Annotated in this window: 18 protein-coding genes and 2 tRNA genes; 13 read left to right on the forward strand and 7 right to left on the reverse strand. The window is 64.4% G+C overall.

Going from position 1 to position 21,087, the window contains the following annotated elements:
* Positions 1–77 precede the first annotated feature (77 nt).
* Positions 78–995 (forward strand): endo alpha-1,4 polygalactosaminidase, encoded by a 918-nt coding sequence (locus LDB29_RS07550; RefSeq protein ID WP_255308852.1) that lies wholly within the window; start codon positions 78–80, stop codon positions 993–995.
* Between the two features lie 28 nt (positions 996–1,023).
* Here LDB29_RS07550 and LDB29_RS07555 read toward each other — a convergent pair.
* Together LDB29_RS07555 and LDB29_RS07560 are read right to left on the reverse strand one after the other, a co-directional pair.
* Positions 1,024–1,100, reverse strand: a tRNA-Arg gene (locus LDB29_RS07555).
* 145 nt (positions 1,101–1,245) lie between these two features.
* A tRNA-Arg gene (locus LDB29_RS07560) sits at positions 1,246–1,322 on the reverse strand.
* A 139-nt stretch (positions 1,323–1,461) separates the two neighbouring features.
* On the opposite strand from LDB29_RS07560, the gene LDB29_RS07565 reads away from it, so the two are divergent.
* A complete protein-coding gene (locus LDB29_RS07565; protein ID WP_257556769.1) occupies positions 1,462–1,959 on the forward strand; it encodes a hypothetical protein in 498 nt (165 codons plus the stop codon).
* Between the two features lie 38 nt (positions 1,960–1,997).
* On the opposite strand, the gene ppdK is transcribed toward LDB29_RS07565, so the two are convergent.
* The 3 genes from ppdK to LDB29_RS07580 all read right to left on the reverse strand — a co-directional run bounded on the left by ppdK (position 1,998) and on the right by LDB29_RS07580 (position 7,909).
* Positions 1,998–4,700 (reverse strand): pyruvate, phosphate dikinase, encoded by a 2,703-nt coding sequence (gene ppdK, locus LDB29_RS07570; protein ID WP_044662403.1) that lies wholly within the window; start codon positions 4,698–4,700, stop codon positions 1,998–2,000.
* 145 nt (positions 4,701–4,845) lie between these two features.
* Positions 4,846–6,939 carry a glycine--tRNA ligase subunit beta gene (gene glyS, locus LDB29_RS07575; protein WP_025550162.1) on the reverse strand — a complete coding sequence of 698 codons (2,094 nt, stop codon included), beginning with the start codon at positions 6,937–6,939 and terminating at the stop codon, positions 4,846–4,848.
* 97 nt (positions 6,940–7,036) lie between these two features.
* Entirely contained in the window at positions 7,037–7,909 is an 873-nt protein-coding gene (locus LDB29_RS07580; RefSeq protein ID WP_025550161.1) for a glycine--tRNA ligase subunit alpha, read from the reverse strand.
* Positions 7,910–8,088: 179 nt separating this feature from the next.
* Between LDB29_RS07580 and LDB29_RS07585 the strand changes: the two genes are divergently transcribed.
* The 10 genes from LDB29_RS07585 (at position 8,089) to LDB29_RS07630 (ending at position 17,518) form a co-directional block, all read left to right on the forward strand.
* Positions 8,089–9,003 (forward strand): TraB/GumN family protein, encoded by a 915-nt coding sequence (locus tag LDB29_RS07585; protein ID WP_025550160.1) that lies wholly within the window; start codon positions 8,089–8,091, stop codon positions 9,001–9,003.
* A gap of 1 nt (position 9,004) precedes the next feature.
* The gene (locus LDB29_RS07590) at positions 9,005–9,889 is read left to right on the forward strand and encodes a TraB/GumN family protein (RefSeq protein WP_025550159.1); all 885 of its coding nucleotides are present in this window, start codon (positions 9,005–9,007) and stop codon (positions 9,887–9,889) included.
* Between the two features lie 122 nt (positions 9,890–10,011).
* Positions 10,012–10,626 (forward strand): 50S ribosomal protein L25/general stress protein Ctc, encoded by a 615-nt coding sequence (locus LDB29_RS07595; RefSeq protein WP_025550158.1) that lies wholly within the window; start codon positions 10,012–10,014, stop codon positions 10,624–10,626.
* Between the two features lie 144 nt (positions 10,627–10,770).
* Positions 10,771–11,340: an aminoacyl-tRNA hydrolase gene (pth, locus tag LDB29_RS07600; RefSeq protein WP_025550157.1), complete on the forward strand. Its 570-nt coding sequence runs from the start codon at positions 10,771–10,773 to the stop codon at positions 11,338–11,340.
* Between the two features lie 122 nt (positions 11,341–11,462).
* A complete protein-coding gene (locus LDB29_RS07605; protein WP_025550156.1) occupies positions 11,463–13,091 on the forward strand; it encodes an alpha-D-glucose phosphate-specific phosphoglucomutase in 1,629 nt (542 codons plus the stop codon).
* 204 nt (positions 13,092–13,295) lie between these two features.
* Positions 13,296–13,973, forward strand: a complete 678-nt coding sequence (locus LDB29_RS07610; RefSeq protein ID WP_193666793.1) for a DUF2490 domain-containing protein — start codon at positions 13,296–13,298, stop codon at positions 13,971–13,973.
* Positions 13,974–14,049: 76 nt separating this feature from the next.
* Positions 14,050–15,150, forward strand: coding sequence for a redox-regulated ATPase YchF (ychF, locus tag LDB29_RS07615; protein ID WP_025550155.1), 1,101 nt, complete (start codon positions 14,050–14,052; stop codon positions 15,148–15,150).
* A 6-nt stretch (positions 15,151–15,156) separates the two neighbouring features.
* On the forward strand, positions 15,157–15,681 hold the full coding sequence (locus LDB29_RS07620; protein ID WP_025550154.1) for a DNA-deoxyinosine glycosylase: 525 nt from the start codon (positions 15,157–15,159) through the stop codon (positions 15,679–15,681).
* Between the two features lie 46 nt (positions 15,682–15,727).
* A complete protein-coding gene (locus LDB29_RS07625; protein WP_099185761.1) occupies positions 15,728–17,002 on the forward strand; it encodes an ectonucleotide pyrophosphatase/phosphodiesterase in 1,275 nt (424 codons plus the stop codon).
* Between the two features lie 51 nt (positions 17,003–17,053).
* The gene (locus LDB29_RS07630) at positions 17,054–17,518 is read left to right on the forward strand and encodes a MaoC family dehydratase (protein ID WP_025550153.1); all 465 of its coding nucleotides are present in this window, start codon (positions 17,054–17,056) and stop codon (positions 17,516–17,518) included.
* 1 nt (position 17,519) lies between these two features.
* Here the strand turns inward: LDB29_RS07630 and LDB29_RS07635 are convergent, their stop codons facing one another.
* A complete protein-coding gene (locus tag LDB29_RS07635) occupies positions 17,520–18,026 on the reverse strand; it encodes a hypothetical protein (RefSeq protein ID WP_025550152.1) in 507 nt (168 codons plus the stop codon).
* An 87-nt stretch (positions 18,027–18,113) separates the two neighbouring features.
* Entirely contained in the window at positions 18,114–19,886 is a 1,773-nt protein-coding gene (gene mutL / locus LDB29_RS07640; protein WP_061937773.1) for a DNA mismatch repair endonuclease MutL, read from the reverse strand.
* Between the two features lie 146 nt (positions 19,887–20,032).
* On the opposite strand from mutL, the gene LDB29_RS07645 reads away from it, so the two are divergent.
* On the forward strand, positions 20,033–21,079 hold the full coding sequence (locus LDB29_RS07645; RefSeq protein ID WP_007685698.1) for a rod shape-determining protein: 1,047 nt from the start codon (positions 20,033–20,035) through the stop codon (positions 21,077–21,079).
* Positions 21,080–21,087: the final 8 nt, after the last annotated feature.

Below are 21,087 nucleotides of genomic sequence, written 5' to 3' on the forward strand. Positions count from 1 at the left end.
TTCCGCTTCGACCACCTGTCCCGCCGGAGGCCGTTCATCAGATCGGGATCGATGTTCCGCGAGAAGGGACTGGGATTGTGCTTGGGGCGTGCGAAAAACTATCGTCGATCGGCCTTCTTGCCGTCGCAACGCTGATGCTGGCTGCATGTGGAGGCGGAGATGAAGGTTCGCCAACCCCCGCACCCACGCCGACCCCGGTCCCGACACCATCACCCTCCCCCAGCCCTTCCCCCACGCCCACGCCCACTCCGGCGCCCGCGACGCTTTCCAGTTGGGACTGGATATTGCAGAGTCAGGGCCTGCCCCCGGCGCCGCCTGCCGTTGCCTATCTCGACGTCGACGGGTTCGACACGGCCGCATCCTATGTGGCGCTGGCCAAATCCCGTGGAACCAGGACGATCTGCTATCTCGATGTCGGATCGGCGGAGAGCAACCGGCCCGACTATGCCAGCCTCTCGGCCATATCCGGACTATTGGGCAACAGCTATCCCGGCTTTGCGGGCGAACGTTATATCGACATTCGCCGCTACCCCGAATTCATCCAGATCATGGACGACCGGCTGCGCATGTGCCGGGACAAGGGTTTCGACTATGTCGAATTCGACGTGATGGATGCGTTCGAGGATGGAGCCGCGACGACGGGGTTCAACCTAACCGAACAGGACATGATCGCCTATGTGACCGCCCTGTCCGCCCGGGCGCGCGGCTATGGACTGAAACCGGTGCAGAAGAACGCCAGCGGTTCGTCCGCGGCGCTGGTGCCGCTGTTCGACGCCATATTGTTCGAAGGATGCGTGCTGGGCGATTTCTGTGCCGACAGCGCGCCCTATGTTACGGCGGGCAAGCCGGCGTTCAATGCCGAATATCCGGAGGAATGGCCCGCCGGAACCTTCGACCGCGCCAGAACATGCAGCGTGTCCGCCAGCGCCACCGTCTCCACGATCATCACCGTCGTGGACCTGGACAGGCCCGCACCGGACCGCTGCGTTCCTTGAAACGGGTTTCGCAGGAATGTGAAGGGAATGGCGCACCCGGAACGATTCGAACGTCCGACCCTCAGATTCGTAGTCTGATGCTCTATCCAGCTGAGCTACGGGTGCGTTGTGGAGGGGCAGATAGAAGGGGGCGGGCAGTCTGGCAACCCCTAAACTGGACAATCTTGAATTTAAAAGATGCCGTGCGACCGAGCCTGAAGACAAGCGGCTTCACGCCCGTGCGAGCAAGGGAAAACGGAATTTGGGGAAATGGCGCACCCGGAACGATTCGAACGTCCGACCCTCAGATTCGTAGTCTGATGCTCTATCCAGCTGAGCTACGGGTGCGTTGGAGTGGCGCAGATAGAAGCGGCCAGACATTTGGGCAAGCCCTTTTTACACTTTTTTGGCGGACTGCCTGATCGAAGGCGCCGTACCGCAACCTTGTCCCGCTCCGGTCGTTCGAGAGGCAGGAAAGGATGCTGAGATGACCTTCACTCCCAACGAAATTGCGCTGCTGGTGATCGCGCTGCTGATCGGGCTGCTTCTGGGCCTCATCATGAGCGGACGCGGCAAATATAAGCGCTACTGGCGTGATGAGCAGCTTGCCCACGCCCAGGCGGTCAAGGACCGCGACGCCCGCCTGACGGCGGCGCAGGAGCGGATTGCCGAACTGGAACTTCAGTCGGTTCCTCCACGCTCCGCCACCCTTGGGACCGCCGGAAGCGCGCATGAGCGGGATGATTTCAGCCGCATCCGGGGCATCACCCCTCAGGACGAGATCGCGCTCAATCAGGCGGGCTATCATCGCTACGATCAGATCGCGGCGATCAGCAGCGAGCAGGAGGCAGCGCTTGAAACGCGCCTCGGCCTGCGAAGCGGCGTGATTTCCCGGGAGGAATGGCGGGAACAGGCCCGCCTGCTGGATGCGCGTCAGGATCATGAACATGCGCGGCTCTACGACCAGCGCGCCACGCCTGTCTGAAAATGAAGGGGGCGGGATAATCTCCCGCCCCCTTCCTGTCATTTCCGGTTCGCCAGCGCCGCCTGAGCCGCAGCCAGTCGCGCGATCGGCACGCGATAGGGCGAGGCCGACACATAATCGAGACCGGTCTTCTCGCAAAAGGCGATGGAGGCCGGGTCGCCGCCATGTTCCCCGCAAATGCCGAGCTTGATGCCTTCGCGGGTCGCTCGACCGCGTTCGGCGGCCAGTTCGATCAGTTCGCCAACGCCTTCCACGTCGATGCTGACGAACGGGTCGCGGGCGAAGATGCCCTTGTCCACATATTGCGTCAGGAAGCGGCCGGCATCGTCGCGACTGATGCCGATGGTGGTCTGCGTCAGGTCGTTGGTGCCGAAGGAGAAGAATTCGCCCACTTCCGCGATCTCGCCTGCCTTCAGCGCGGCGCGCGGCAGTTCGATCATCGTGCCGACCAGATAGTCGACGCTGGCGCCCTGCTCCTCGAAAACCTGCTTGGCTACGCTGTCGACGATCGCCTTCATCAGTTCCAGCTCTTTCTTCGTGGCAACGAGCGGGATCATGATTTCGGGGATCGGCGCCTCGCCGCTGCGCTGCTTGATGATCAGCGCGGCTTCGAAGATGGCGCGGGCCTGCATCTCGTAGATTTCAGGATAGGTGACGCCCAGACGGCAACCGCGATGGCCAAGCATCGGGTTGAATTCGTGCAGTTCGGCAGCGCGGCGCTTCAATGCTTCCACGCCGACGCCCGCAGCCTTGGCCACTTCCTCGAACTCCGCTTCGCCATGCGGCAGGAATTCGTGCAGCGGCGGATCGAGCAGGCGGATGGTGACGGGCAGGCCCGCCATCACCATGAAGATCTGCGCGAAGTCGTCGCGCTGTTCCGGCAGCAGCTTGTCGAGCGCGATGCGGCGGCCCTTTTCCGTGTCCGCGAGGATCATCTCGCGCACGGCGGTGATGCGGGCCGCGTCGAAGAACATATGCTCGGTACGGCAGAGGCCCACGCCTTCAGCACCGAAATCGCGGGCGGTCTGGCAATCCAGCGGCGTTTCGGCATTGGCCCGGACCTTGAGGCGGCGGACCTTGTCGGCCCAGCCCATCAGCGTGCCGAAGTCACCCGCCAGTTCCGGCTGCACGGTCGGCACTTCACCCGCCATCACCTCACCGGTCGAACCGTCGATGGTGAGGATGTCGCCTTCCTTGAGCGTGCGGCCTTCGATGCGCAGCGTCTTGGCGGCGTTGTCGATCGACAGGCTGCCCGCGCCGGAAACGCAGGGACGGCCCATGCCGCGCGCCACCACGGCCGCGTGGCTGGTCATGCCGCCGCGCGCGGTCAGGATGCCCTTGGCCGCATGCATGCCGTGAATGTCCTCCGGAGAGGTTTCCACACGAACGAGGATCACCGAATCGCCCAGCTCGTTGCGGCGCTCCGCAGTGTCGGCGTCGAACACGATGGCGCCCGAAGCCGCGCCCGGAGAGGCGGGCAGGCCCTTGGTCAGCACATCGCGCGGCGCCTTGGGATCGAGCGTCGGATGCAGAAGCTGGTCAAGCGCAGCGGGATCGACGCGGGCGACGGCTTCTTCCTCGGTGATCAGGCCCTCATTCGCCATGTCGACCGCGATCTTGAGCGCGGCCTTGGCGGTGCGCTTGCCGGAGCGGGTCTGGAGCATCCAGAGCTTGCCCTGCTGCACCGTGAACTCGATGTCCTGCATGTCGCGATAATGGGTTTCGAGGATCTGGAACACCCGCGCCAGTTCGGCATAGGTTTCCGGCATCGCCTCTTCCATCGACAGCGGCTTGGCCCCTGCCCGCTCGCGCGCCTGCCTGGTAAGGTATTGCGGCGTGCGAATGCCCGCCACCACATCCTCGCCCTGCGCATTGATCAGATATTCGCCATAATAGGCATTCTCGCCGGTCGCCGGGTCGCGGGTGAAAGCGACGCCGGTGGCGGAAGTATCGCCCATATTGCCGAACACCATCGCCTGCACGTTGACGGCCGTGCCCCAATCATGGGGAATCGAGTTCAGGCGGCGATAGACCTTGGCCCGGTCGGCCTGCCAGCTGCCGAAGACGGCGCTGATCGCGCCCCAGAGCTGGTCGTTCACATCCTGCGGAAAGGGCTTGTTCCAAAGTTTTGAAACAAGGCCCTTATATTCGGTGACGAGCGCCTTCCAGTCGTCGGCGGTCATTTCCGTGTCGAGCGTGTAGCCCTGGTCTTCCTTGGCGACTTCCAGCGCTTCCTCGAACGCGCCATGGTCGAGTTCCAGCACCACGTCCGAATACATCTGGATGAAACGGCGATAGCTGTCCCAGGCGAAACGTTCGTCGCCGGAAGCGGCAGCCAGACCCAGCACGGTTTCGTCGTTGAGGCCGAGGTTCAAGACCGTGTCCATCATGCCGGGCATCGAGATGCGCGCGCCGGAACGAACGGAAACCAGCAGCGGGTCGGCCTTGTCACCGAACTTCTTGCCGGTGATGCCCTCGATATGGGCGATGCCGTTGGCGACTTCCGCTTTCAGGCTTTCAGGATAGACCCCGCCGTCCTGATAATAGCGGGTGCACATCTCCGTGGTGATGGTGAAGCCCGGGGGCACCGGCAGGCCGATCGCAGCCATGCCGTCCAGATTCGCACCCTTGCCGCCGAGAAGATTCTTGTCCCCTTTGCCGCCATCATCGACGCCGCCGCCGAAACGATAAACATAACGGGTTGCGGTCGTGCTCATGCTGGCCTCTTCCATTGTCAACATAATCGCGGCTCTCCTGCACTGATTGCCGTGTATTTGTGCGATGCAACAAAACTTAAACAACAGGCGGGCGACAAACGCACCCGCTTTTACGACGATTGCTCTCCGATTCCACTGATTTTCCCGCTTGTGCGGGTATGTTTTGGTATTAGCCCGTAATTTTCGAGAAGTCGGCCACCGCGTGGACGGCGTTCCGCACCCGCGCAAGCAGCGCGAGGCGAGCGGAACGTTTCGCCGGATCGGCATCGTTGACGGTGACGGTTTCGAAAAAGGCGTCGATCGGCGCCCGCAATGTTGCAAGTGCTGCCATGGCCCCTTCGAAATCTTCCGCCGCCAGAGAGGCGTCAGCGCGAGGCTCCGCGGCGTCCAGCGCGGCGATCAGATCCGCCTCCGCCTGTTCGGGGGCATGGGAGAGTTCGACCTGCCCGGCTGTTTCGGCGCCTTCCTTCTTGAGGATGTTTGCCGCACGCTTGTAGCCGGCGAGGAGGTTGGCGCCGTCGTCCGTGGCGATGAAGGACTGGAGCGCCTTCACGCGGGCTAGCAGACGGACCAGATCGTCTTCGCCGCCCAATGCGAATATGGCGTCGATCAGGTCATGGCGGACGCCGGCTTCACGCTGCTGGACCTTCAGACGGTCCGCGAAGAAGTCGAGCAATTCACCCTCCGCCACGGACAGACGCAAATTATTGGCGGTGACGATCTGGATGACGCCCAGCGCTGCCCTGCGGAGGGCGAAGGGATCGCGCGAGCCGGTAGGCTTCTCATCGATGCCGAAGAAGGAGCGGAGCGTATCCAGTTTGTCGGCCAGCGATACAGCCACGGTCAGCGGCGCGGTCGGGACTTCATCTCCCTGCCCGACCGGCTTGTAATGGTCGCGGATGGCATCTGCCACGCCATCGGGCAGGCCTTCGGCCCGGGCATAGTAGCCGCCCATGATGCCTTGAAGTTCGGGGAACTCGCCTACCATTTCGGTGACAAGGTCGGCCTTGGCGAGACGGGCAGCCTGTTCGGCCAAGTCCGCCAGCGCCTTTTTCCCTTCGTTATTCCCACGCAGGCGGGAATCCATCGCCGATGTTGCGTCCGGGTGAGAGGTCTGGGGATGGGCCCCCGCCTTCGCAGGGTCGACGATGCCTTCTTCCACCAACCGGCGCGCCAGCTTTGCGACACGCTCCACCTTATCGGCCACGGTGCCGAGCTTTTCGTGGAAGGTGATGCGTTCCAGCTTCTTTGCGTGATCCTCCAGCTTCGTCCTGCGATCCTGCTCCCAGAAGAAGCGGGCATCCGACAGGCGGGCGGCGAGAACCTTGCGGTTGCCCGCCACGATCGCCGCGCCGCCATCCTTCGCCTCGATATTGGCGGTGCAGATGAAGGCCGGGGCCAGCTTGCCGTTCGCGTCGCGCAGGACGAAATATTTCTGGTTGATACGCAGGGTTAGCTGAATGACTTCAGGCGGCACCTCAAGGAAGGCCGGGTCGAAATCGCCCAAGAGCGGGACCGGCCACTCGGTCAGCCCCGCATTTTCCGCGACGAGGCCCTTGTCCTCGATCACCGCGTAGCCGCGGGCTGCTGCGGCTTCGGCAGCCCTTGCCTCGATGATCGACTGGCGTTCCTGATGGCTGGCGATCACATGGTATGCGCGCAGCTTTTCGGCATAGTCATGCGCGCCGCCGATGGTGATCTCGCCGGGATGGTGGAAGCGGTGTCCCAGCGTTGCGTAGCCGCTGCGGATGCCTTCGATTTCGATGTCGACCAGATCTTCGCCCAGGATCGCGACGATGCCTTGCAGCGGGCGGACCCAGCGCAGGCTTTCCGTAGTCTGCGACGCGGGGCCCCAGCGCATCGACTTGGGCCAGGGGAAGCTGCGGATAATGGCAGGGACGGCTTCGGCCAGAACCTCGGCAGTGGCGCGGCCGGGCTTGTTGACCGTGGCGAACCAGACGCCGTCACGATCCTCAAGCTGATCCTGGGTCAGGCCGGTCTTGCGAAGGAAGCCCTCCAGCGCCTGCGCGGGCGCCGAGGTGCGGGGCCCCTTGAATTCTTCGCTGACAGCGGCGGTTTCCAGCGGCAGGTTGCGGGCTATCAGGGCCAGGCGGCGGGGGGTGACGAAGCTGTCGATTCTTTCAGGCTGCAGGCCGGACCTTGCCAGTTCCTCGGTGAAGAGGCGGGCAAGGTCTTCCGACGCCTTGATCTGCATGCGCGCGGGGATTTCCTCGCAGCGCAGTTCGAGGAGGAAATCAGTCATGCGGCTTCCTCCAGGTTGGGCGCGCCGCGCCGCAAGTGGGACGCCGCCGGGTCCGAAATCCCGGCTTTGGTGGGCATGGCGGAGATAACCGAGTCCATCATGCGGCCCACCCGTTCACTTCCATCCACTTTTCGCAGGCGCCCTTGGCGAGGTCGCGAACGCGGCCGATATAGCTGGCACGTTCCTGCACCGAGATGACGCCACGCGCTTGCAACAGGTTGAAGACATGGCTCGCCTTGATCGCCTGATCATAGGCGGCGAACGGAACGCCTGCCTCCAGCGAAGCCTTGCACTCCGCCTCCGCATCCCTGAACCAGCGGAACAGCTTTTCGGTATCGGCTATCTCGAAATTCCATTTCGACATCTGCCGCTCATTTTCCAGGAACACTTCGCCATAGGTGACGCCCGCATCGTTGAACTTCAGGTCATACACGCTGTCGACGCCCTGGATGTACATGGCGAGGCGTTCCAGGCCATAGGTCAGCTCACCCGCGACCGGCTTGCAGTCGAAACCGCCCATCTGCTGGAAATAAGTGAACTGGGTGACTTCCATCCCGTCGCACCACACTTCCCAGCCAAGCCCCCAGGCGCCCAGCGTCGGGCTTTCCCAATCGTCCTCGACGAAGCGGATGTCGTGGACCAGCGGATCGATGCCGATCTCCGCCAGCGAACCCAGGTAAAGTTCCTGGAGGTTTGCCGGGCTGGGCTTCATGATGACCTGATATTGATAATAATGCTGGAGACGGTTCGGGTTCTCGCCATAGCGGCCATCGGTCGGACGGCGGCTGGGCTGGACATAAGCGGCGTTCCAGGCATTGGGGCCAAGACTGCGCAGCGTCGTCGCGGGGTGGAAGGTGCCCGCGCCCACTTCCATGTCATAGGGTTGCAGGATCACGCAGCCCTGCCGTCCCCAATAGGCATGCAGGGTCAGGATCAGGTCCTGAAAGGAAAGCGCTTTACTTGTCGCCACCGGTGGTCCCCAGAAATCACGGCTTTAAGAAAATGACGGATCGATTGCGGCGCGCCTTGGCGCAGCGAGGGCGCAGGGTCAAGGGAAAGAGGGCGGGCTTAACCGTAAATCCGCTTGCTCTGGCGGCCGGTGGCCCGCATGGAAGGGAAAACCCTTAAGGAAACGGACCCGCAATTCAGATGAGATGGCCCTCTTTCCGCTGGCTGGCCCCCGCCATGATGCTGCTTGGCGGATGCGCGCTGGAACAGCCCGCCGCCGCCCGCGGTGCGGCGACGCGCTCCGCCTATGTGACGCCGGCCCTGTGGGAGGTGAAGGACGCCGACACCACCATCTACCTGTTCGGCACCGTCCATGTGATGAAGCCGGGGGTCGACTGGTTCAAGGGCGGGGTCAGATCGGCCTTCGATCAGTCGGACGAGCTGGTGCTGGAGATCGTCGAGCCGGAAGATCCCAATGGGCTGGCGTCCACCATGGCGGGCGCGGCGCTTGCGCGGGACGGCGTGAAGCTGTCGGACCGCCTGGGCGCGGACGACCGCGCCAAATATCAGGCGGCGATGAGCACGAACGGGCTTCCCTGGCAGGCCTTCGAGATGTTCAATCCCTGGATGGCGGGCATGGCGCTGTCGGTGAAGCCCCTGGAAGCGCTGGGCTACAAGTCGGACCTGGGCGCGGAGAAGGTGCTGACGTCGGCGGCCAGGGCTTCGGGCAAGAAGGTCGGCGCGCTGGAGACGGTGGAACAGCAGCTCGGCTATTTCGCCGGCCTGCCGATGGAGCAGCAGGTGAACTTCCTGACCGCGACCATAGAGGGCCTGCCGGACATGGACCGGGAGTTCGCCAGCCTGGTCGCGCACTGGCAGGGCGGGGAGCCGGACAAGCTGGCGGCGGAGATGAACGAATCGCTGGAGGCGACGCCGGAACTGGCCCAGGTGCTGCTGATCCAGCGCAACGCCAACTGGGCGAAATGGATCAAGCGGCGGCTCGACCAGCCGGGCACCCTGTTCATTGCCGTCGGCGCCGGGCATCTGGCGGGCAAGGGCAGCGTACAGGACCAGTTGGCGGCGCTGGGCATCGCGTCGGCAAGGGTGAAACAATAGGATGATCGGCCTTCTGGCGCGCTGGCTGGGGCTGGCCGTCCTATGCCTGATTGCCGCTTGCAGGGAGAATCCCCCTGCCCCGCCGCCCGGTGGAGGGCCCGCGCTCTGGCGGGTGGAGGGCAAGGGCGTCGACGGCTGGCTGTTCGGCACCATCCATATATTGCCGGGCGGCGTGGAATGGCGGACCGGGCCGATCGGGGAGGCGATCGGACGAGCGGACAGGCTGGTGCTGGAATCGGCCGGAATACAGGATCAGGCGGGCACTTTGGCGCAGTTCGAGAGGATGGGGCGCAGTCCGGGGCTGCCCCTGCTGGAGACGCGCGTTCCGGCGGGAGACAAGGCGACGCTGGAGGAGATCGTCGGGAATGGCGGCACCAATATGCAAACTCTCTCCGCTTATAAGGATTGGGCGGCGGCGATGCTGCTTTCGGCGGCGGCGCAACAGGCCCTGCATGTCCGCCAGGATCATGGCGTTGAGCCCGCGCTGATCGCGATATTCGGAAAGGCGGGCAAGCCCATAAGCGGGCTGGAGACTGTGGAGCGGCAGTTTCGGGCCTTCGATACGCTCCCCCCGGATGCGCAGCGGCGGCTGCTGGTCGATACGGTGCGCGAGGCGAAGGAGATGCGGCGGCTTTACGATCATATCCTCAACGCCTGGATCAGGGGCGATCTCGCCACCCTTGCGCGGGACGGCAGGTTGGGCGAGACGCCCGATCCAGTGGTGGAACAAGCGGTGCTGGTGGACCGGAACCGTGACTGGGTGAAGTCGGTGGAGACGCTCAAGGGGCGGCCCTTCATCGCGGTGGGCGCTGGACATCTGGCGGGCAAGGACAATCTGGTCGACCTGCTTCGGGCCGGTGGATACAGGGTGACGCGGATGCAGTAGCACCCATCCCGCTTCCCGGCCCTTGCTTTCCAGCGCCTTTCTGCTATTGGGCCGCGGTCCCGACATGGTCATCCCTGGAGGCGTGGCGGGCACCTACATCAATTTGCTTTTGGAGACACGCAATGAGCGAGCAGCTTACGCTGTCGGCAGAGGCACGCGATCGGGCAGGCAAGGGAGCCTCCCGCGCTCTCCGCCGTGAGGGCCGCGTACCCGCCGTCATCTATGGTAACAATGAAGAACCGCAGTCGATCCACGTCGAGGAAAAGCTTCTCAACAAGCTGCTCGGCACCGGCCATTTCTTCAATTCGGTCGTCTTCGTCGAAGTGGGCGGCAAGAAGGTCCGCACCCTCGCCAAGGATGTGGCTTTCCACCCCGTGACCGACCGTCCGCTGCACGCCGACTTCCTGCGCGTTTCGGAACATGCCACCGTCCACGTCAACGTGCCGGTTGTCTTCAGCAATGAAGACGCTTCGCCCGGCCTGAAGAAGGGCGGCGTGCTCAACATCGTCGCGCACGAGATCGAACTGATCGTCGATGCGGCCGAGATTCCGGACGATGTCGTCGTCGACCTGACCGGCCTGGATGTCGGTGAGTCGATCCACATCGGCGCCGTGAAGCTGCCCAAGGGCGCCAAGGCTGCCCATGACGAAACCGACTTCACCGTCGCGACCATCGTTGCCCCCTCGGCTCTAAAGAGCGCCGAAGGCGACAATGAGACGCCGGCTCAGGGCGAATAAGCCCCTAGTCTGGCTGGCCGTTTATCGGTTCGCTCAACCCCCGTTCGGGCTGAGCTTGTCGAAGCCCCGTTCTTTTCGAAGAAGTGAGGCCGTTCGACAGGTTCAGGACGAACGGGGGTTTGTCTTATCGGGAGTATCGACGCGATGCAGATCTGGGTGGGCCTGGGCAATCCCGGAACCCAATATGCGATGAACCGGCATAATGTCGGTTTCATGGCGGTCGACCTGATCGCGGACATGCATCGCTTCTCTCCGCCGAAGAAGCAGTTCCAGGGCTGGGCGCAGGAAGGACGCATCGGCCCTGAGAAGATCGTCCTGCTGAAACCGGCAACCTTCATGAACGAGAGCGGACGCTCGGTTGGGGAAGCCATGCGCTTCTACAAGCTGACGCCGCAGGACGTGACGGTCTTTCACGACGAACTGGACCTTGCGCCCATGAAGGTCAAGGTGAAGCGCGGCGGCGGCAATGCGGGACATAACGGCCTGCGTTCGACCGATGCGCATATAGGGGCGGAGTTTCGCCGGGTGAGGATCGGCATCGGCCATCCGGGGCACAAGGACCGGGTGCACGGCTATGTGCTGGGCAATTATCACAAGAGCGAGATGGACGCGCTGGCCGATATGCTGGGCGCGATCGGGGCGGAGGCGGAGTGGCTCGCCAAGGGAGAGGATGCGCGGTTCATGAATGAGGTGGCGCTGCGGCTGGCGGACTGAGACGGGCGAATTGCGCGTCCGTCCGCCCTGCCCTCACGGTGAAATGGCCAGGGTGGATTGCGGACTGTCGCAGTCCCACGCCATAGAGTAGGCCTGACTTTCCACTGACCAAGGGGATCCGGGTGATACAGACCTTCGCGACGCAGCCTTTCGACGACCAGAAGCCGGGCACGTCCGGCCTGCGCAAGAAGGTGCGGGTCTTCCAGCAGCCCCATTATGCCGAAAATTTCGTCCAGTCGGTCTTCGACAGCCTTGAAGGGTACGAGGACCAGACGCTGGTGGTCGGCGGCGACGGCCGCTACCTCAATCGGGAGGTTATCCAGACCGTTTTGAAGATGGCGGCCGCCAATGGTTTCGGCCGTGTTCTGGTGGGACGGGACGGAATTCTCTCCACTCCGGCGGCCTCGCATCTGATCCGGTCGTCGGGGGCCTTTGGCGGACTGGTTCTGTCCGCCAGCCACAATCCGGGCGGGCCAGACGAGGATTTCGGGATCAAATATAATGTCTCGAACGGCGGCCCGGCGCCGGAGAAGGTGACCGACGCCATTCATGCGCGGACCCTGGCCATCGACAGCTATCGCTTTTTCGAGGCGAACGATGTCGACATCGACACGCTGGGCAGCACGACCCTGGGCGACATGACCGTCGAGGTGGTCGATCCGGTCGCGGGCTATGTCGAACTGATGGAGACGCTGTTCGACTTTACCGCGATCCGGGCGATGATCGCGGACGGCTTCACCCTTTCCTTCGATTCGATGAGCGCGGTGACAGGCCCCTATGCCGTCGAGATTTTCGAAAAACGGCTGGGCGCGCCTGCGGACACCGTGCGCAACGCCACCCCCCTGACCGACTTCGGCCATCATCATCCCGATCCCAATCTGGTTCACGCCAGGGAGCTGTACGACCGGATGATGGCGCCGGACGCGCCGGATTTCGGCGCCGCTTCGGATGGCGATGGCGACCGCAACCTGATCATCGGGCGACATTGTTACGTCACCCCTTCGGATTCGCTCGCCGTGCTGGCGGCCAATGCGCATCTGGCGCCAGGCTATGCGGCGGGCCTCAAGGGCATTGCGCGCTCGATGCCGACCAGCGGCGCGGCCGATCGCGTGGCGGAAAAGCTGGGCATTCCGCTCTATGAAACGCCGACGGGATGGAAATTCTTCGGCAATCTGCTGGATGCCGGCATGGCAACCATCTGCGGGGAGGAAAGCGCCGGCACCGGGTCCGACCATGTGCGGGAAAAGGACGGCATCTGGGCGGTGCTGCTGTGGCTCAACATCCTGGCCGTCCGGCGGCAAAGCGTGGCGCAGATCATGGCCGAACATTGGGCGACCTATGGCCGCAACTATTATGCGCGGCATGATTATGAAGCGATTGCCAAGGACAGGGCCGATGCGCTGATGGCGGCGCTGCGGGACCGACTGGAGGCGCTGCCGGGCACGACAAACAGCGGCGGCACGGTGCAAAGCGCCGACGATTTCGCCTATAGCGATCCGACCGACCAGTCCGTCAGCCGGAACCAGGGCGTGCGCGTGCTGTTCGAGGATGGTTCTCGGGTGGTGTTCCGGCTTTCGGGGACGGGCACGGAAGGCGCGACCCTGCGCGTCTATATCGAGCGCTATGTGGGCGCGGATGGCGATCTGGCGCTGGAGACGGGCGAGGCGCTCGCACCGCTGATGAAGGCGGCGCAGGAAATTGCCGACATTTCGGGCTTTACCGGGATGGAACGGCCGAGCGTGATTACCTGAGGATAGTCGCCAAAGCTTACCATGGGGAAATGGACCGGAAATGAGGGCACGCTAAAGGGCGGGCAATCGACCGACGCTCTTCGTGCTTCTGCGAAGGCAGTAGCCCAGTCCGGCCATTTGGAAGACGAATAACCGTCTGAACTGGACTCCTGCCTTCACAGGAGCAGCATCATCAAGAGCGGCGCTTTTTTTTGCGAGGACGTGATGCGTCGCCTGTTGCCTGCCCTCTCCTGCGCGCTGATCGCCATGGCCGCCCCTGCCCAGGCCCGGACGGCGGAGGATGAGCAATTCTGGCTGAACCTCACCGCCATGGGCCCGATCTCCGGCGATCTCGTCTATTTCGCGGAGATTCAGCCACGCTTCGGGGATGGCGTTTCAGGGGTCGATCAGACCATCCTGCGCGGTGGCCTGGGCTGGAAACTGTCCCACCGCGTGACTGTCTATCAGGGCTATGCCCATGTCGTGCTGCCGGTCGACAATGGGCGCGACGTCAATGAGGAGCGAAGCTTCCAGCAGGTCAACTGGACCATCGGCAAGCCCTGGGGCGGCGAGCTTTCGTCGCGGACCCGGCTGGAGCAGCGCTGGCGTTCCGACGGCGACGACATGGGCTGGCGACTGCGGGAGATGCTGCGCTACGAAAAGCCGCTGGGCAGCAAGGCGGTGAGCGCTCTCGTCTATGGCGAGGGCTTCGTGGCGCTCAACAGCACCGACTGGGGCGCGAAGGGCGGGTTCGATCAGTTGCGCAGCTTCATCGGGGCCGAGATCGCGCTGGGCGGCGCATCCACGGCCGAGATCGGCTATCTGAACCAGTGGATCGACCGGCGCGGCGGCAATGCGCGCGTGAACCATGTCGCTTCCGTCACGCTCTTCTTCCGTCATTGAGACCGCACGGACTCTGGCCAAGCCGCCGGGAAAGCGCTATCGGCGCGGCCATCGGATTTGACGTGAAGGCAGTATCATGGGTTTTCGTTGCGGTATCGTCGGGCTTCCCAATGTGGGCAAGTCCACCCTGTTCAATGCGCTGACGGAGACGCAGGCGGCGCAGGCGGCGAACTATCCCTTCTGCACGATCGAGCCCAATGTCGGGCAGGTCGCCGTGCCCGACCAGCGCCTGCAGACGATCGCGAAGATCGGCGGTTCGGCCAAGATCATCGAGACGCAGCTTGCCTTCGTCGACATTGCGGGGCTGGTGCGCGGCGCGTCCAAGGGCGAAGGCCTGGGCAACCAGTTCCTGGCGAACATCCGCGAGGTGGACGCCATCGTCCATGTGCTGCGCTGCTTCGAGGATGACGACATCACCCATGTCGAGGGCAAGGTGGACCCCATTGCCGACGCCGAGACGGTCGAGACCGAGTTGATGCTGGCGGACCTCGAATCCCTTGAAAAGCGCGTGCCGAACTTCGCCAAGAAGGCGGCGCAGGGCGACAAGGAGGCGAAGGCCGCGGCGTCCGTGCTGGGCAAGGCGCTGGACCTGCTGCGCGAGGGCAAGCCGGCGCGGCTGACCCGGCCGGGCGACGATGAGGAGGAGCGCATCTTCCGCCAGGCGCAACTGCTGACGGCCAAGCCTGTCCTCTACGTCTGCAATGTCGAGGAAGAAAGCGCGGCACAAGGCAACGCCCATTCGGCCCGCGTGTTCGAAAAGGCGGCGGCGGAAGGTGCGAAGGCGGTGATCGTCTCGGCCGCGATCGAAGCCGAACTCATCACCATGCCGGTCGAGGAACGGGCTGAATATCTGGAGGCTCTGGGGCTGGAGGAAGCCGGCCTCGCCCGCATCATCCGCGCCGGTTATGAACTGCTTGGCCTCATCACCTTCTTCACCGTTGGACCGAAGGAGGCGCGCGCCTGGACAGTGGCCAAGGGATCGAAGGCGCCCCAGGCGGCAGGGGCGATCCATACCGATTTCGAAAAGGGCTTCATCCGGGCGGAAACCATGGCCTATGCGGATTACGTCCAGTATAATGGCGAGGCCGGGGCCAAGGAAGCGGGCAAGTGGCGTTCCGAAGGCAAGGAATATGTGACGCAGGATGGCGACATCATGCTGTTCCGGTTCAACGTCTGAGGGCCGATGCTGCGTCCGGGACAGATGGCTGCGCGACGCAAGGCGGCCTTTCCCCCCAGCGTAGACGAAGCGACGCGGCTGCTGATCCTGGGCAGCCTGCCGGGTGACGTATCGATCAGGCAGGGCGAATATTATGCGCATCGCGGCAACGCCTTCTGGGCGCTGATGGGCGATGTGCTGGGCGAGGATCTGCGCGGCCAGCCCTATGCGATGCGGTTGAAGCGGCTGAAGGCAAGGGCAGTGGGCCTTTGGGACGTGATCGAAAGCGCTGACCGGGAGGGCAGCCTGGACAGCGCGATCCGGGGCGCGGAGTTGCGCGACCTGTCGGCCTTCGTGGATCGGCTTCCCGCGCTGGAGGCTGTGGCCTTCAACGGCAAGACCGCCGCGCTGCATGGGCGGCGCCAGATCGGTGCGCGACCGGGACTGGCTCTGATCGACCTCCCCTCCTCCAGCGGCGCTTTCGCCAGCATGTCGCGGGAGGCGAAGCGGAACGCCTGGATGGCGATGATGCCCTATGTGAGCGGGGCATAGGGCGCTCGTCACTTTACCGTCATGGTCCTTCTGCTAAGGCAGGGGCATGTTTTTCCGCCGCTTTTCCTTCGCCGGCCTTCTCCTTCTACAGGTGCTCGGCGGCTGCGCGCGACCGGACGAGCGGCTGGTGTCCAGTTCCGCACTGGCCGAGCGGCGGGAAGCGGTCACGATATTGATATCCATCGACGGCTTTCGCCCGGATTATCTGAAACGAGGCGTAACGCCGCATTTGTCCACGCTGGCCGCGAGCGGGGTCGAGGCAGCGATGCGCCCCTCCTTCCCCACCAAGACCTTCCCCAATCATTGGGCCATAGTGACCGGCCAGCGTCCCGACCGCAGCGGCATCGTCGCCAACAGGATGGAGGATGCGGCGCGCCCCGGTGAGACCTTCACCATGGCGACCGACGATCCCTTCTGGTGGAACGGGGCCGAGCCGATCTGGGTGACGGCGGAGAAGGCCGGCGTACGGACGGGGACATTGTTCTGGCCCGGGTCCAACGTGGCCTGGGGCGGGACGGAAGCGGCGGAGTGGCCGCACAGGATCAGCGGCGGCACCCGGCCGGGCGACTGGGCACAGTTCAACCAGGAGATTTCGGGGACGCAGCGGGTGAACGGCGTGCTGGACCTGTTGCGGCGGCCGGCGGCGATCCGCCCGCGCTTCCTGACGCTCTATTTCGATGCGGTGGACACGGCGGGCCATGCAGCCGGACCGGAAGCGGCCGAGACGACGCAGGCGGCAGCGGAGGTCGATGGCGAGATCGGCATGCTGGTCGACGGGCTGAAGGCCATGGGCCAGCCGGCCAATCTCGTGATCCTGTCCGACCATGGCATGGCGCAGAAATCGAGCGAGCGGGTGGTCGCGCTGGACAAGGTGGCGGACCCGGCTGACTACCGCATCGTCGAAAGCGGACCTTATGCCAGCCTGGCTGCGCAACCGGGTCATGAGGCGGCGCTGGAAGCGGACCTGCTGAAGCCCCATGCGCATATGCAATGCTGGCGGAAAAGCGCGATCCCAGCGCGTTTCCATTATGGCGCGCATCGGCGCATCCCGCCTTATTTCTGCCTTGCCGAGACCGGCTGGGTGATACAGCCGAGCGGTCCCGTCAAACCGTTCGTCGGCGGCGATCATGGCTGGGACAATCAGGCGCCGGAAATGCAGGCCCTGTTCATCGCCAATGGCCCGGCTTTCGACAGAGGGTTCACGCCGCCTTCGGGTTTCGACAATGTCGACATCTATCCGCTGCTCGCAACGATTCTGGGAATCGCGCCCCGCCCGGGCGACGGCAATTCCGCCACATTGGCAGGTCTTGTCAGGCATTGACGTTCGCGTAAACGGAAACTACTCCTTCACCCGTTGCGGAAGGAAACGGGCATGAGCGAGATCGTCTATTTCGAAGATGTGCAAGTAGGTGACAGGAACGAATTCGGTCCGCTCACCATCAGCCGGGAGGAGATCGTCGCCTTTGCCAGCGAATTCGACCCTCAGCCCTTCCATCTGTCCGACGAGGCTGCGGCGGGCACGCATTTCGGCAGCCTGGCCTCCAGCGGGTGGCATACCACGGCCCTGTCGATGAAGATGATGGTGGCGGAATGGCAGCGCAATCCGGGCATTCAGGCCGCCAGCCTGGGTGCGATGGGCGTGGATGAACTGCGCTGGTTGCAGCCGGTTCGTCCGGGCGACACGCTGCGCGGCGTTTCCGAGGTGATAGAGGTCAAGGCGTCGCGCAGCCGCCCCGAAATGGGGATCGTGAAGACCCACATCACGCTCTTCAACCAACGCGACGAGCCGGTGCTGTCGATGAAGCCGATCGCCATGTTCCGGACGCGCCCGACTTGAGTCAACGGGGCTGGTTGGCGCGGGCGTCGGCGGCCATGATGCGGATCGAAGGCTTTAAGGCGCTGGCGATCTGGATGGTGTGAAGGCCCGGCGACAGGTCGAACCACAGGATCTTGCGGATGCCGGAACAGGCCGGCCCATGCTCATGGGCGACGGAGGTCAGCGCGGTCGTGCCGGTGGCGGCGTCCACCCAGGCCCCTTCCGACAGAGCGATGCCAATGCGCGCCGCATCCTTCACGGCCAGGGTGAAGAGGCCGGCATGGCTTTTCGGAAGGGACTTGCCGGGCGGGACGATGAACTGAACCTGCCGACCGGGTCGCAACTCAGCGACGACAGGCTTGCCCAGGATGATGCGCGGCGCGGTGGATGCCGTCGCGCCCGCGGTCACGGTGCCGCTCTGGGTCCAGCTTGTCCAGGGTTCCGGCAGGGATGGCGCACCGGCGCAGGGATCAGCTGCGGCTTGGGCGTGTAGCGGGGCGAGGGCAAGAAGGAGGAGAAGCCGCTTCATCGGTGCTTCCTTCACAGGCGATGGGATGGCGTCCGGACCGGATTTATCGCGCGCACGCATTGCGCTGAATGGTCGATCCCCGTCATCCTATTTCCTCCCGAACAGCTTTTCTATGTCGCCATGGCCCAGCTTCACCCAGGTCGGGCGGCCATGATTGCATTGGCCGCTGCGGGGGGTGATCTCCATCTCGCGGAGCAGGGCGTTCATCTCCGTGACGCTCAGCACCCGCCCGGCGCGGACGGAGCCATGGCACGCCATGGTGGCGGCCACCAGATCCAACCGTTCCTTCAGGGAGAGCGCACTGTCATAGGCGGCGAGGTCGTCGGCCAGATCGGACACCAGTCCCTGCACATCCCCCTGCCCCAGCATCGCAGGCGTTGCGCGCACCAGCATGGCGGCGGGACCGAAGCGCTCCAGTTCCAGCCCGAATTCCTTCAGTTCCTCGATCCGCGCCTCCAGCCGGTCGCAGGCGGGCTCGTCCAGTTCGACCACTTCGGGCAGCAACAGCGTTTGGGCGGCGACCCCCTGCCCTTCCATGGCGCGGCGCATGCGTTCGAGGGTCAGCCGTTCATGCGCGGCATGCTGGTCGACGATGACCAGCCCATCCTCTGCTTCCGCGACGATATAGGTGCGGGCGACCTGCCCACGGGCGACGCCCAGCGGAAAGCTGGTTCCTTCAGGCGCGGGTGCGGCGGCAGGTTCGGCGCGGGCCTGCGGCGGGGGCGTCAGGAAGCCGGGACGGCGCTCGGCCACAGAATAGGTCGGAACGGACGCGCCGGCGGCTTCGAATATCGGCATGGCGCCGATCGGCGTGGGGGAAACCGGTTCGGGCTTCCATGCCGAAAGGCCGGCGGGGTCGGCATGCTGGACAGCGCGGAAACCCTCCGCATCCAGCGCGCGGCGCAGGCCGGAGACGATCATGCCCCGGATCAGCGCCGGATCGCGAAAGCGGACCTCCGTCTTGGCGGGATGGACGTTGACGTCCACCTCCAGCGGCGGAACGTCAAGGAACAGCGCCACCACCGGATGCCGATCCCGCGCCAGCATGTCGGCATAGGCGCCCCTCACCGCTCCGACCAGCAGCCGGTCGCGCACCGGACGGCCGTTCACGAACAGGAACTGATGATCGCCCACCCCCCGATTATAGGTCGGCAGCGAGGCCACGCCCGACAGGCGCACCCCCTCTCTTTCCAGCGCCACGATGACATGATTGTCGGCCAGCGCCCGGTCGGTGAGCGCGGCGACGCGATCCTCCCGCGCCTCCCCCGCCTGCACGCCCAGCACGCGCCGTCCGTCATGCTCCATGCTGAAGGCCACGGAAGGATGCGCCATGGCAAGGCGACGGATGACATCGAGGCAGGCGGCATATTCCGCCTTGGCGGAGCGCAGGAACTTGCGGCGGGCGGGGACGCGGGCGAAAAGCTGTTCGACCGTGACGCGCGTGCCGGGGGGCAGCGCGGCGGGGCCTTCGCTCACCACCACGCCATTGTCGACTGTTCGGTTCCAACCGTCCTGCCCCTGCGGCCGGCTGTCGATGGAAAGACGCGCGACGCTGGCGATGGAGGGCAGCGCTTCGCCCCGGAAACCCAGCGTTGCGACATTTTCGATGGCGTCGTCGGGCAGTTTGGACGTGGCGTGGCGTTCCAGCGCCAGCGCCATATCATCCCGGGTCATGCCGCAGCCGTCGTCGCTCACCTCCATCCGGTCGAGCCCGCCATTGGAGATGCGGATGGCGATCCGGAGAGATCCGGCATCCAGCGCATTTTCCACGATTTCCTTGAGCGCGCTGGCGGGCCTTTCGACCACTTCGCCCGCGGCGATGCGATTGACCAGATGTTCGGGCAGACGGCGTATTGACATTGATTAGTGACTAGCCCAAGCGAGCGCTTTCCGCGAGACACAAGCCTTATAAAAATTGACATCCAGGGGGCGGGTGGAACGTGGGGCGAACTTTCCGACTGTCCCGGTTCGCTTCGCCGGGGCATGCGGGCTGAACAGGAACAGGCATGTCGATCTTCTCGCGTCTCTTCAAACTCTCCTCCCAGGACATGGCCATCGACCTCGGCACGGCCAACACCGTGGTCTATGTGCGGGGCCGCGGCATCGTGCTCAACGAACCGTCCGTGGTGGCGGTCGAGACGCTGAACGGCGTGAAGCGGGTGAAGGCGGTCGGCGACGACGCCAAGCTGATGATGGGCAAGACCCCCGATTCGATCGAGGCGATCCGTCCGCTGCGGGACGGCGTGATCGCGGACATCGACGTGGCGGAGCAGATGATCAAGCATTTCATCACCAAGGTGCACGGCGGCAAGTCGCGGCCGTGGCGCTTCCCGGAGATCGTGATCTGCGTGCCTTCGGGTTCGACCAGCGTCGAGCGCCGCGCGATTCGCGATGCGGCGAGCAATGCGGGCGCATCCCAGGTCTTCCTGATCGAGGAACCCATGGCGGCCGCCATCGGCGCCGACATGCCGGTGACGGAGCCCATCGGTTCGATGGTGGTCGACATCGGCGGCGGCACGACCGAGGTCGCGGTGCTGTCGCTGCGCGGTCTGGCCTACACCACTTCGGTTCGCGTCGGCGGCGACAAGATGGACGAGGCGATCGTCTCCTTCGTGCGCCGTCATCATAATCTGCTCATCGGTGAAGCGACCGCCGAGCGGATCAAGAAACAGTTCGGCGTCGCTCAGCCGCCCGAAGACGGCGTGGGCGAGACGATCCATATCAAGGGCCGCGACCTGGTGAACGGGGTTCCCAAGGAAATCTCGATCAACCAGGGCCAGATTGCCGACGCGCTGGCGGAGCCGATCAGCACCATTGTCGAGGGCGTGCGCATCGCGCTGGAGAATACCGCGCCGGAACTGGCGGCGGACATTGTCGACCAGGGCATCGTTCTGACCGGCGGCGGCGCGCTGCTCAAGGGGCTGGACGACGAGCTGCGCGACGAGACCGGCCTGCCCGTCACCATCGCTGAAGATCCGTTGACCTGCGTTGCGATCGGCACCGGCCGCGCAATGGAGGATCCGATCTTCCGGGGCGTGCTGCAAACCGCTTAAGGGGACAA

It is taken from the genome of Sphingobium sp. CFD-2 (assembly GCF_024611135.1).
In the GTDB taxonomy this organism is placed as follows: domain Bacteria; phylum Pseudomonadota; class Alphaproteobacteria; order Sphingomonadales; family Sphingomonadaceae; genus Sphingobium; species Sphingobium fuliginis.